The organism is Rhizobium sp. SRI_017 (assembly GCF_057586295.1).
Genome location: NZ_JBYCZP010000007.1, coordinates 252,614 through 265,257, shown reverse-complemented (window position 1 = coordinate 265,257; position 12,644 = coordinate 252,614). Strand labels below are relative to the sequence as shown.

Here is a 12,644-nt window from a genome sequence, read left to right as displayed (position 1 = left end):
TGCTTGGAAAGGGAGCGCCGTTCTATGCGAGACAGCCAAGCATGGGCATGTCCAATGGCGCGCTCCACCGCTTCCCGTCGTTCGTCAATGCGCCATGAGAACCGGCGTATCGACATGGCCCAGCATGGTTTGCGTGGTTCCGCCAAAAATGCGCTCACGCAAGCGTGAGTGGCCATATGCGCCCATCACGACAAGCTCGGCGCCGATATCGCTGGCATGTCGCTGCAGAACGAGCGCGGGATCGCGGCCGCCGCTTGCGAGTGTCTCGACGGTCACCTTGACGCCATGTCTTGACAGGTATGTGGCCACGTCAGCGCCGGGTTCCTCACCCATTGCATGAGGGGTTGCGTTGGGATCGACGACGACGACGTGAACGTTTTCCGCATGGGCGAGCATGTCCAGCGACTGGCGCACCGCGGCGCCCGCTTCGAGTTTGGAGTTCCACGCGACCAATACGGTCTTGGGCGCGAGGGTTACCTTCCGATTCTGGCCCGCGAGGATGACAGGCGCAGGGGATGCGAAAAGAGCGCCATCCAGAACGCGCTTCAGCAAGTGATTGTCCTTGAGCATCCTGGTTCCGACGAGGGTTACGTCGACATAGGCCGCTCTCGTGGCGACCTCTTCATGGACACTCTCATTCAGGCAATAGACAGGCTGAACATCGCCCTCGAGACCGTGCTGGGAAAGCAGTTCGCGCAACTCGGCGGCCCGTGCAGTCACTCGGTCACTCTCCTCCTCCCATGCAAAAGCGTAGGTGGAGTAGGTCTGACCGACAAGGTCGCCGACCGGCAGCGGCGGCACGCAAGAAATGACAATGGCGTTCAGATGCGCACCGGATTGCCGCGCCACTTCCGCGGCAGCGAGAAGGTCTTCATTGCCATGATCGACCCCCACAACGCTCAAAATAGTCTTCGCAGGCATGACGCGGTCCTTTCGCATGAAGTTGATACGCGAAGCCTAGAAAGAGTTTGCCGTATTCACATTGATTTGCGTCAAGCTGTTGATCGATTGCGCGAAATCAATTGCGGATGCGATCGGTGAGATAGATTACGCGGAAATGCTTGGAGACAGTGAAATGGCAAAGCGCATTCTTGTGATCAATGGCCATCCGGACCACCGACATCACCACCTCTGCACCGCCTTCGCTGAAGCATATATCGAGGGTGCTTCGGGGGCCGGACATGAAATCCGGCGCATCGATCTCGCGGGATTTCAATTTCCGATGCTGCAGTCGCAGAGCGAATTCGAGAACGGCGACCTTCCCGAAGAACTCGATGTCGCCGTGGAGAATATTCTCTGGGCAGAACATTTGGTGTTCGTCTTTCCCCTTTGGCTGGGAACCATGCCCGCTCTGGTCAAGGCCTTTCTGGAACAGGTCATGCGGCCGGGGATTGCCTTTGAATACGGAGCCGGTGGCATGTCGACCAAGGCCCTGCTTAAGGGTCGAACCGCCCGACTCATCGTGACCATGGGGATGCCGAGCTTTGTCTACAGGTTGTGGTTCATGAACCATGGTATCGCCGCGTTGCGTCGAGGCATTCTGAACTTTGTGGGCATCAAGCCGGTCCGCGAGAGCCTGTTCGGCATGGTCGGCAATGCAGGCGAAAGCAAGTGTCGCAAGTGGTTGAAACAGGTGAAACAACTTGGCAGTCGGGGGGCCTGAATGCCGGCTGGACGAAACCTTCTAGCACTATCGACGGCGGCGCGTTGCCCGTCCGGATGAGAGACCATGGTAGCTCCGGAACGACGGCGCACTGCTGGAGCCACGCCTGAAGAAACCTCGTTCATCGTCATCAGACAGTTTAAGTCGTCGATACCCTCAAGCGCTGGGTCACTTATTCCTCGGCAGTTTGGCGGCCACTCATTCGATCAATCGAGATCGTATAGAACAGATGTGACCTGCTCTCCACGATGGCATTCGAGGATTTCGGCTTGAGTGCACCAGGCTCCCACCAGGTGCTCTGGTGCTGCAAAATTTCCCAGGCCCGCTGACAATCGTCAACTTCGGACAGTTCGCGATACCGGCCCTCGATAATCACGGACTTCCAGTGCCGATGATCCTGCAATTCATCCACCTGAAGACAAACATTGGGATTTTGTCGCATGTTGTCGATCTTCCGCCCAGGCAGGGAAAAGCTATAGAGCAGTCCTCCAGAGGCAACATATTGCACCGGGACGACATAGGGTTGGTCTTTCGCGCAACTTGCGAGCCGGCCAACGAACTGCTTGTTGATGATCCCGTAACAATCGGCATCGCGCATTTCACACACAATCATCTCGCATCTCCTTATCAATGAAGTTCACTTCCTGATCGATACCGCCCGTTCCGGCGCCGCTCAGTCTTGGTGCGGATGCGCCCATCGACCGGCGATCAATGCGACATCAGAACAGGGAGCTTCGGCTTCGAAAGGACTTCCGCGGTCGCGCCGCCGAGCACAAACTCTCGCAAACGGGAGTGACCGTAGCCGCCCATGACGAGCAGATCGGCCCTCAATTCCTGCGCCTTCGACTGGATGGCTTCGCCGATCGATCCTTCGCTCGCATGAAACGAAAAGGCATCCGCCTTCACGCCTCGCGAGACCAAAGCGTCGGCCAGCTGGCTCGCAGCACTTTGACCGATCGGCTTTTCGCCCAAGGCAGAGATGACGGAAACCTGCAAAGCGCCGTCGATGAAGAAGGTGGCGTCCGCCAACGCCCGGGCCGCCGCCCGGCTGCCGTCCCAGGCGACGGCAACACGCTCGATCCGACCAGAACAGGTCCGATCCGGATACAGAATGACCGGCCGGCCGGCGCCAAAGATCAGCGCTTCGGCGAACGCTGCGAATGGTGCTTCCGATTGCGCGAACGTCACATCGTAGAGGCGTGCTTGTTCCGTCGCAAAATCAATCGCGTCCGGCTGGGAGACATTGCTTGTCACGATCTCCAGAACGACGCCCGCTTCGGCGCAGCGCTTGCGGAGCGCGCCCTCCAGGGCCTCGCCGTTCTGCCGGCTTTGGCGCTCGGCCTTTTGAATCATTTCGTCCGTATCAAGGAACAGGGGCCAGGGATTGACGATGGGCGGTATGGAAACATCGAAGATGTTCGCACAAAGGACGGCGTCGAGATTGTTCGCAAGGCTCACCGCATTCTCGAGTATCGTCTCCGAGGACGAATCCGGATAGGTCAGCAGGGGAAGAAAGAGGCGCTTTTTCATCGTCGATCCTCTGGGCGCTCAAGCCCGGCGAGCCTCGGCACCAACAACCGGGGCCCCGCTGATGTCTGGCAAGAAACTTGCCGCGAGGGCCGATTTTACCAGCGGTTTTCGCGCTCACCTTGACGAGGATCAATTCGGAGTGCGATAATCGAGGTCTAACGCTCAATCTCATTTGAGATCGTCAAAGTGACGCGGACAGATCCGGGTTCGTTCAGACGGCTGCTTCTTTCGAACCCCTGCCTTTCGCAAAGCTCCAGCATCCTGCTGTTTTCCTCGAGAACGATGCCCTCGATAACGCCTATCCCCCCGGAAGAGGCGTAGTCGCGCAAATGAGACAGAAGCGTGGAGCCAAGCCCTTGGCCCTGCAAATCGCTCCTGACGAGAAGCGCGAATTCAGCCCGTTCCCGATCCGGATCACAGACAAGCCTGCCGATCCCTGCCAATGCGCCGCTGGCTTCCAGGGCGACGAAAGCCATCTCGCGATCGTAGTCGATCTGCGTCAATCGTATCAGCATCTTGTCTGATACGGTTACCGGCGCGAGGAAGCGCAGTCGGAGATCGTGCTGTGTCGTGTTCCGCAGAAAGGCGGGATAGAGCACAGCGTCATCGGGAACGATGGGCCGGATCGAAAGGACTGTGCCGTTTGCCAAACGGGCCTGTCTGTCCCATCCTTCGGGCACCGGCCTGATCGCGAGACTGGCGTTCGGCCCCTCATCCTCCACATGATCGGGATCGATCTCGATCCGGGCATCGAGCGCCATGGCACCGTGCTCATCGGCAAGCAGCGGATTGACGTCAAGCGCGGTCACGCAGCGAAAATCGACCGTCAGCTGGGATAGTGCACAAATAGCCTCGACAATCCTGGCCCGATGCGCCGGGGGGCGGTCGCGATACCCCGCCAGCAGCTTGCCGATCCGGGTGCGATCGATCAGGTCCGCCGCGAGCACGTCATCGAGCGGCGGGAGCGCCACCGCCGTGTCGTCGACCACCTCGACCGACACGCCGCCGGAGCCGAACAGGATCGCCGGCCCAAGCAGCGGATCGCGGGTCAAGCCGAGGATCAACTCATGGGCGTGTTTGCGTTCGACCATCTCCTGCACCGTAAAGCCATCGAGCTGAGCGCTTTTGCCGAGCCGCTCGAGATTGACGGCGATCTGCTCAGCGGCCACTCGCGCCGCAGCCGGTGTGTCCAGACCAAGCACGACCCCGCCGACATCGGACTTATGGGTCAGCGTCTTGGAAAGCAGCTTCACTGCCACTTTGGGCGATCGCTGCAGCAACTCTGCCGCAGCAGCCTCGGCCTCCTCCGGCGTCGAAACGAAAACGGTCTCGGGTGCAGGAATGCCGTATGCGCGGATGACGATCTTCGCCTCGACCTCAGTCAACATCCGTCTGCCTTCGGCCGCCGCCATGCGGAACACGTCGCGCACGGCCGTCCGATCGGGCTTGAGATGCCCTCCAGCGCGCGGCGTCCTGACCAGGCTGCGCTGCGCTCCCGACCAATCCGTCAGATAAGTGATCGCCGCCGCCGTTTCCGCGGGCGTATCGTAGGTTGGAATGCCGCTTGCAGCCAGCACCGACCGCCCTTCGCGGGCAGCGTAACTGCCGAGCCAGCAGCCCAGAACGGGCTTGCCCTCAATCAAGCCGGACGGCGCCGTGGCGGCGACTGCCCCGGCTGCGAATTTCGGCGAGGCGAGCCCCGTCGGGCAGTTCATCACCACGATGATGTCAACGTTGGGATCGGCCGCAACCTTCTCGATGGCGGCTGCGTAGCGCTCCGGCGGCGCATCACCAATGATGTCGACGGGATTGGACCGTGACCAGTTTTGGGGCAGGACCCGGTCCAGCGCCTCGAGTGTGGTCTCCGAGAGCGGCGCCAATTTGTGGCCTCTGTCCAACAACTGGTCGACCAACAGCACGCCTCCGCCTCCACCATTCGTGATGACAGCGACCTGCGACCGCGGCTGAGCGGCAAAGCGTCCGATGGTTTCAGAGGCGGCGAACAGTTCGCCGATGTCGTCGATCCTGAGTATGCCCGCGCGCCGGAAAGCTGCATCGACCACACGGTCGGCACCGGAGAGCGCGCCGGTGTGCGTTGCGGCGGCCTTTGCCGCTTCCGCGTGCCGGCCGGCCTTGATCGCCACCACAGGCTTGAGCCGGGCGGCGGCGCGGGCGGCCGAGATGAATTTTCGGGGATTGGGAATGGATTCCAGATACATCACGATCGCTTTGGTGCTCGGGTCACCCGCCAGGAGGTCGAGGAAATCTCCGGCGTCGGCGTCGGCCATGTCGCCCAGCGAAACGACGTGTGAAAACCCGACATTGTTATCCGCTGCCCAATCCAGGAGCGATGTCATGATCGCGCCCGACTGCGAAAGGAGCGCGATGCCGCCAGGTGCAGCGGAAAGATGAGCGAAACTGGCATTCAGCCCGATCGATGGAATGTTGAGACCCACGGTGTTGGGGCCCACGATACGGAAGAGATACGGCCTGGCGGCATCAAGCATCGCCTGCCGCAGGCCATTGCTTGCGGTGAGCCCGGCCGTAATGACGACTGCGGCACGGGTCCCCTTGCGTCCCAATTCGTCGATGATCGCGGGCACCGATGCGGCCGGCGTCAGAATGATCGCGAGGTCCGGCACGCCGTCGATGTCGTCGATGCGCCGGAAGCACCTCAAACCGGCCACGTCGTCATATTTGGGGTTGACGGGCCAGACTGATCCCGAAAACCCCGCCGACAGTATGTTCGACATGACCACCCGGCCGAGCGAGCCTTCGCGGTCAGACGCACCCACCACCACCAGAGATTCCGGCTTAAGCACATGGTTCAGATTGCGGACCGTCATCGGCTTGTTGCCTCACGAAAATCACTGGCTGCCGTGCGCCTGCGCTCCACGAACTTATCCAGTTCCAGTACCGCCATCAGCAACAGGGCCGGAGCGATGAGAATCGCCCAATCCGAAGGGGAGATCGGCTCGATCTCAAGTGTTCCGCTCAGGGCCGGGAGATACATGGCAGCCGCATGCAGCAACTGCGTGACGACAACACCCCCGAGCAGCAACGGATTGCGGAAAAAGTTGCGGCCAAGGACCGAAGACCGCTCTGAACGGGCACAAAGAGTGAGGACGTTCTCGAAGATGACGAATTGCAGCAGGAGCTGATTGCGAACACTTTCGAGCGGCACGCCGCTGTGCAGCTGCCAAATGAACAGCCCCACTCCGCTAACAGCCATCAATGCCGCGGAGAGAACGATGCGCCTCACCATGATGCGATCGAAAAGCGGATCGCCCGGCCGGCGCGGCGGCTGGGCCAGTTCGTCGCCCTCGGCCTTCTCGGCGGCCAACATGACGTCCTGAATTCCGTTGGTGACGAGATTCAGCCACAGCAATTGAACGGCTAGCAAGGGTATGGGCAATCCGAACGGGACGGTGGCCAAAAACAGAAGCACTTCTGCGGCTCCGGTCGCCACCAGCATGAAAACCACCTTCCGGATATTGGCATAGGCCACGCGGCCCTCCCGTATGCCGGCGACGATCGAGGCGAAATTGTCATCGGTCAGGATCACATCGGCGCTTTCGCGTGCGATGTCGGTACCGTTCCGGCCCATTGCCACCCCGACATGAGCATGCTTGAGCGCCGGCGCATCGTTCACGCCGTCCCCGGTGACCGCTACGACGTGACCGTTGCGCGCAAGCGACTCCACGATGCCGAGCTTTTGCAGCGGCTCCACCCGCGCGAAGACGTTTGCGTCACGGGTCAAGACATCGAGTGCGGCATTGCCTTGCTGCTCGGCAGCGCGCAACTCGGTTCCGGTGACCGATTTCAGACCAGCCATGTCCAGGCCCGCGTCGCGCGCAATCGCCGAGGCGGTCGAAGGATCGTCGCCAGTCACCATTGCCACGCGGATACCGGCCGCTATGCAAGCGGCAATCGCGGCGGGAACTTCCGGCCTCAGCGGATCCTTCATCCCGGCAAAGCCGAGAAATGTGAGATCGGCGAGATGACTGTGGCCGAGCGAGCCATCCTGGTCGGCGCTGATATGTCCTTCGGCGAAGGCAAGCACCCTGAGCCCTTGCGAGGCCAGCTCCTGTTTCTGAGCAAGGAGCAGAGCGCGATCTATCGCAACCACGCTTCCGTCGTGCAACATCGTCTCGGCCATGGCGATCAGAGTCTCGGGCGCTCCCTTGACGAAAATGGCAATGTTATCCTCCGCGTGGTGGAAGGACGCGGCGTACTTCTTCTCGGGCTCATAAGCGATGCGCGAAATCAGCGGATGGGCATCACAGACGCTGCCATGCGACAGGCCGGCGCGACGCGCAGCGGCGAGGAGAGCAAGATCGACGGCGTCACCCGACCCAACCCAATTGCCATCGTCAAAATTCAGGCTCGCCTCGTTAGGCAGAACGGCTGCCCTCAAAAGGGATGTCATTTTTCCTTGTGCAACTGGTGTTTCATGGTCGAGGCTTTCTTTCCTTCCCAGGCCCGGTTCGAACGATACGCGGGTTCCGTCCGGCAGCAGGACATCAGTGACGGTGAGCTCGTTGATCGTCAGGGTGCCCGTCTTGTCGGTGGCAATCACGGTGCAGGACCCCAGGGATTCCACTGCTGGCATATTGCGCACGATCACATGTCTCCCGGCCATGCGCCGAGCCGCGATCGCGAGCGCCACGGTGATCGCCACCGGAAGTCCTTCCGGGATGGCACTGACGGCGAGACCGACCGACGCCATGAAAAGCTCGGTCGGATCCATCCCCCGGATCAAACCCGCCGCGATGAGCACCGCAATGGCGACGAAAACACCAATGGCGAGCGTGCGGGCAAAACCCTCCAATCGGACCAGCAGCGGTGGCTTCGCCACGGGCTGGGTGCCAAGCGACGCAGCGATCTTGCCAAGCTCCGTGGACATGCCGGTCGCCAGGACTTCGCCGCGACCGGTGCCGCGCATGATCATTGTGCCCGCGAAGACCATGGACGTTCGATCATTCGGCGCCTCGTCAGCCGAACATTTCCGCACGGGAACGGATTCCCCCGTCAGCAACGATTCGTCGCTTTTCAAACCGTCCGAGACCGAAAGCCTGATATCCGCAGGCACACGCCGGCCCGCTTCGAGCACCACGCAATCGCCCGGAACAAGATCGCGCGCATCAATGTCGCGGCGCGTGCCATCGCGAAAAACGGTAGCAAGCAGTCGTTCGTAGGATCTCAGCCCAGCTGCCGCCCTTTCCGCCGAGTATTCCTGGATCGTGCCGACGACCCCGTTCACAAGGAGCACGACAGCTATGAACACGGCATCCTTGATATCGCTGAGAAACGCCGACACCACGGCGGCTGCGACAAGGATATAGATCAACGGGCTGAGAAACTGCCTCAAGAAGATCTTGAATACAGATTCGCTTTGCGATTCAGGCAACGCGTTGATGCCATGTCGCCCTCTTCGCAAGGCGACTTCCTGCTCCGTCAATCCCACCTGCGACATGCTGCTCCATCCTGCTGGCCGCGAGTAAGAGACCATATAGCGTGTCGTCATTCCTTGATTTCAGTCAAGCAACATCGCGACTGCGCAGTTAACATGGCTCCGATACCGCTCGGTAGGATCTGGTCGGAATTCAACAGGTTGCTCGGGAATGCCGGAGATTCGCATGATTGATACGTTGCTCATATTGAATGCGGGCTCATCGACGCTCAAGTTCCAGGTCCTTCGCTATGATGACCTCGAGGTTCTGCTCAGTAGTAAGGTCGCCAATATTGGCGAGGAAGCCTCCATCTCCGCGCGGCTTGCCGGGCGTGATGGAAAACTGGCCTCAACACTCGCGGGTAGCGATCATGATGCTGCGCTCAGGTCGGTGCTCGACCTGGTCGAACAACATGACGACGACTGGAAGATCCTGGCAGTGGTGCATCGGGTCGTTCACGGCGGATTGCGTTTCGCTGCCCCGGTCATCGTTACACCGGATGTCGTCAAGCAACTCAAAGCACTCGTCCCCCTCGCCCCGTTGCACCAGCCGCACAACCTGGCCGGCATAGTAGCCTCGAGGCGACTTGCCGGGCATGCGACCGACATCGCCTGCTTCGACACCGCTTTCCATTCGGGCCAGGAGGAACTCTTCCGTTCTTTTGCGATCGGAAAGCGCCTTCGCGACCAGGGAATAAGACGCTACGGTTTTCATGGCCTGTCATACGAGTGGATCGCCCACGTCCTCAGGGATCAGCACAGCGATCTTCACGGTGGCCGGGTGGTCGTCGGCCATCTTGGTAACGGCGCAAGTCTTTGCGCGATGCGGGGCGGCGTGAGCATCGACACAACGATGAGCATGACGGCGCTGGATGGCCTGCCGATGGGCACTCGCAGCGGCGCCGTCGATCCCGGTGCGGTCATCTACATGCTCAGGGATCTTGGCATGGACGCAAACCAGATCGAGCACGCGCTCTACGAGGAGTCCGGGCTCAAGGGCTTGTCGGGCATCAGCAACGACGTCGAAACACTGCTTTCCAGCAAGGATCCCCGCGCCGCCTTCGCGCTAGACTTCTTCGCGATGAAATGCGCCCAGTTCGCCGCGATGATGGCGGTTTCGATGGGCGGCATGGATGGTCTCGTCTTCACCGGTGGTATCGGCGAACATGCTGCGCCCGTGCGGCAGGCGATTGTTGAACGCCTGGCGCTCCTTGGGGACTTTCGGACACTGGTGGTGCCCGCGAACGAGGAGCGCATGATGGCCATCCACGCCAAACGTCTGCTGGAGGGATAGTTCGCAGCATTTTGTCTTTCATTCAATAACGCCACGTCCAATTCAGTATCTCGGGCATGTCCTGACCTTGTTCGCGGATGTATTCGCTGTGCGTGTCGAGCTTGCCCCGGAGAGCCGCTAGCGCCTCGCCAGCCTTCGCCCGGAGGCCAGGCACGCGCTCTATGGCGTCGATTGCCAGGTGATAGCGGTCCAGTTCGTTCAGCACCGTCATGTCGAAGGGCGTGGTCGTCGTCCCCTCCTCAATGAAGCCGCGCACGTGGAAATTCTCGTGGTTGGTGCGTTTGTAGGTCAGGCGGTGGATCAGATAGGGGTAGCCGTGATAGGCAAAGATCACCGGTCGGTCGGTGGTGAACAGCGCGTCAAAGGCTTCGTCGGTCAGCCCGTGCGGGTGCTGATCGTGCGATTGCAGCGCCATCAGATCGACGACATTGACCACGCGTATGCGAAGCGAAGGAAGCATCTCGCGAAGCAGCGAAACGGCCGCAAGCGTCTCCAGGGTCGGCACATCGCCGGCACAAGCCATCACGACATCGGGTGCCGGTGCGCTCTCCTCCGTACCTGCCCAGTCCCAGATACCGATCCCGGCCTCGCAATGCTTGACCGCCTCGTCGATAGTCAACCACTGCTGCTCGGGCTGCTTGCCGGCAACGATGACATTGATGCGGTCATAGGTCTTCAGGCAATGGTCTCCGACCCAAAGCAGCGTGTTGGCATCCGGCGGCAGATAGATGCGGACAATATCGGCCTTCTTGTTGGCGACAAGATCGACGAAACCCGGATCCTGGTGGGAAAAGCCGTTATGGTCCTGCCGCCATACATGTGAGGTGAGCAGATAATTGAGCGACGAGATGGGTCTCCGCCACGGGATTTCCCGCGTCACCTTCAGCCATTTGGCGTGCTGATTGAACATGGAATCTATGATGTGGATGAATGCTTCGTAACATGAAAACAGGCCATGGCGTCCGGTGAGCAGATAGCCTTCGAGCCAGCCTTGGCAGAGATGCTCGCTCAACACCTCCATGACGCGGCCCTTCTGCGCTAGATGGACATCATAGGGTTCGATTTTCTCCATCCACACGCGGTCGGTGACCTCGAAGACGCTGCCGAGCCGGTTGGATTCGGTCTCGTCAGGACCAAAGATACGGAAATTGGCATTTTCGCTGTTCAGCGTCAGTGCGTCGCGCAGATAGCGGCCGAGGATCTCGGTCGATTGCACCATTTTCGAGCCGCGGGCGCCGATATCCACCGCGTGCGCGCGCATATCCGGTAGCACGAGTTCCTTACGCAAGAGTCCGCCATTGGCGTGGGGAGTGGCGCTCATCCGCCGCGTGCCTGATGGTGCAAGTGCCCGAAGCTCTGGCCGCAACTGTCCGTTTTCGTCGAAGAGATCCTCCGGATGGTAGCTGCGCATCCAGTCTTCGAGGATTTTCCTGTGCCCGTCATCCTCACGGCAATTGGAGACCGGCACCTGATGCGACCGCCAGAAATCCTCGACCTTCTTGCCGTCGACCTCCTTCGGACCCGTCCATCCCTTGGGACTGCGCAGCACGATCATCGGCCAGCGCGGGCAGCCTTCCGGGGCCTTGCCAGCGCGGGCGCCGGCCTGGATAGCACGGATCCGGTCAAACGCCTGGTTAAGGGTCGCTGCCATTTTCCGGTGCATATCGCGAGGCTCGCTGCCTTCCACGAAGAAGGGCTCATAGCCGTATCCTTCGAAAAGGTGCTTCAGGTCATCGTGTGCCGCCCGTCCAAGAATGGTCGGATTGGCGATCTTGTAACCGTTGAGATGGAGGATCGGCAACACCGCACCGTCGACAGCAGGGTTAAGGAATTTATTGGAATGCCAGCTCGCCGCCAGCGGCCCCGTCTCGGCTTCACCGTCACCGACGACGCAGGCGACGATCAGGTCGGGATTGTCGAATGCCGCGCCAAAGGCATGGACCAGAGCATAGCCGAGTTCTCCGCCTTCATGGATTGATCCGGGGGTTTCCGGCGCTACATGGCTCGGAATACCGCCGGGAAAGGAGAACTGCTTGAATAGCGTCTGCAATCCCCCGACGTTCTCCGCCACATCGGGGTAAACTTCGCTATAGGTGCCCTCGAGGTAAGCATTCGCGACCATGCCAGGCCCGCCATGACCAGGTCCGCAGACATATAGGACGTCCAGGTCGCGGGTGCGGATAGTCCGATTGAGATGAGCGTAAATGAAATTGAGGCCCGGCGTCGTGCCCCAATGACCGAGCAGCCGCGGCTTGATATGCTCGGCTTTGAGAGGTTCGCGCAGCATCGGATTGCCGAGCAGATAGATCTGGCCGACCGAGAGATAGTTTGCCGCCCGCCAATATCGGTCGATAAGAGTTGTTTCGGTGTCGTCAAGGGTGTTGGAGATGGTCATGCTTGCCTCTTCCATCGCAGTTGCGAGATTGATGTGGCTTGCCAAATGGCTAGCTGAGCAGGCCGTCGATACTTTGACCGGGATCAATCAAGCGGATGATTGTGAGAAGTACGAGAGCGCCTTTGCCGAACTCAGACCATCTAGGCGCCTGCGATGACACGCAAGCAAGCGTTGAAAACGCGATCTGCCGGAATTCACTCCAAAGATTGGATGGGGCTTTGACTATACAATGATCGAGGTCAAAGCGTCGTGGCCGAAAGCACTGTTATCGAAGTGCCAGAACACGTCAGAAAAGCCTGCAACAGACTGA

Annotated in this window: 8 protein-coding genes; 2 read left to right on the top strand and 6 right to left on the bottom strand. The window is 60.2% G+C overall.

From position 1 onward, the window contains the following. Nucleotides 1-84: 84 nt before the first annotated feature. Nucleotides 85-921 (bottom strand): universal stress protein, encoded by an 837-nt coding sequence (locus AC2YI2_RS17680; protein WP_487387808.1) that lies wholly within the window; start codon nucleotides 919-921, stop codon nucleotides 85-87. Nucleotides 922-1,075: 154 nt separating this feature from the next. Here AC2YI2_RS17680 and AC2YI2_RS17675 point away from each other — a divergent pair, with 154 nt between their 5' ends. Then, a complete protein-coding gene (locus AC2YI2_RS17675) occupies nucleotides 1,076-1,663 on the top strand; it encodes an NAD(P)H-dependent oxidoreductase (protein WP_487387807.1) in 588 nt (195 codons plus the stop codon). 172 nt (nucleotides 1,664-1,835) lie between these two features. Here the strand turns inward: AC2YI2_RS17675 and AC2YI2_RS17670 are convergent, their stop codons facing one another. The 4 genes from AC2YI2_RS17670 to AC2YI2_RS17655 form a co-directional block, all read right to left on the bottom strand. Beyond that, the gene (locus AC2YI2_RS17670) at nucleotides 1,836-2,261 is read right to left on the bottom strand and encodes a pyridoxamine 5'-phosphate oxidase family protein (RefSeq protein WP_487387806.1); all 426 of its coding nucleotides are present in this window, start codon (nucleotides 2,259-2,261) and stop codon (nucleotides 1,836-1,838) included. 110 nt (nucleotides 2,262-2,371) lie between these two features. Continuing rightward, a complete protein-coding gene (locus tag AC2YI2_RS17665; protein ID WP_487387805.1) occupies nucleotides 2,372-3,193 on the bottom strand; it encodes a universal stress protein in 822 nt (273 codons plus the stop codon). Nucleotides 3,194-3,348: 155 nt separating this feature from the next. Next, nucleotides 3,349-6,039, bottom strand: coding sequence for a bifunctional acetate--CoA ligase family protein/GNAT family N-acetyltransferase (locus AC2YI2_RS17660; protein WP_487387804.1), 2,691 nt, complete (start codon nucleotides 6,037-6,039; stop codon nucleotides 3,349-3,351). Further along, nucleotides 6,036-8,669, bottom strand: a complete 2,634-nt coding sequence (locus AC2YI2_RS17655; RefSeq protein WP_487387803.1) for a cation-translocating P-type ATPase — start codon at nucleotides 8,667-8,669, stop codon at nucleotides 6,036-6,038. Before AC2YI2_RS17655 ends, AC2YI2_RS17660 begins: the two co-directional genes overlap by 4 nt. 163 nt (nucleotides 8,670-8,832) lie before the next feature. On the opposite strand from AC2YI2_RS17655, the gene AC2YI2_RS17650 reads away from it, so the two are divergent. Next, entirely contained in the window at nucleotides 8,833-9,939 is a 1,107-nt protein-coding gene (locus AC2YI2_RS17650) for an acetate/propionate family kinase (RefSeq protein WP_487387802.1), read from the top strand. A 22-nt stretch (nucleotides 9,940-9,961) separates the two neighbouring features. Here the strand turns inward: AC2YI2_RS17650 and AC2YI2_RS17645 are convergent, their stop codons facing one another. Continuing rightward, nucleotides 9,962-12,334 (bottom strand): phosphoketolase family protein, encoded by a 2,373-nt coding sequence (locus AC2YI2_RS17645; protein WP_487387801.1) that lies wholly within the window; start codon nucleotides 12,332-12,334, stop codon nucleotides 9,962-9,964. Nucleotides 12,335-12,644 lie beyond the last annotated feature (310 nt).

Excerpts from the sequence above, each read along its gene's own strand:
- AC2YI2_RS17670 (WP_487387806.1), bottom strand. The coding sequence starts at position 2,261 with ATGCGCGATGCCGATTGTTACGGGATCATCAACAAGCAGTTCGTTGGC.
- AC2YI2_RS17680 (WP_487387808.1), bottom strand. The coding sequence starts at position 921 with ATGCCTGCGAAGACTATTTTGAGCGTTGTGGGGGTCGATCATGGCAAT.
- AC2YI2_RS17675 (WP_487387807.1), top strand. The coding sequence starts at position 1,076 with ATGGCAAAGCGCATTCTTGTGATCAATGGCCATCCGGACCACCGACAT.
- AC2YI2_RS17665 (WP_487387805.1), bottom strand. The coding sequence starts at position 3,193 with ATGAAAAAGCGCCTCTTTCTTCCCCTGCTGACCTATCCGGATTCGTCC.
- AC2YI2_RS17650 (WP_487387802.1), top strand. The coding sequence starts at position 8,833 with ATGATTGATACGTTGCTCATATTGAATGCGGGCTCATCGACGCTCAAG.
- AC2YI2_RS17660 (WP_487387804.1), bottom strand. The coding sequence starts at position 6,039 with ATGACGGTCCGCAATCTGAACCATGTGCTTAAGCCGGAATCTCTGGTG.
- AC2YI2_RS17655 (WP_487387803.1), bottom strand. The coding sequence starts at position 8,669 with ATGTCGCAGGTGGGATTGACGGAGCAGGAAGTCGCCTTGCGAAGAGGG.
- AC2YI2_RS17645 (WP_487387801.1), bottom strand. The coding sequence starts at position 12,334 with ATGACCATCTCCAACACCCTTGACGACACCGAAACAACTCTTATCGAC.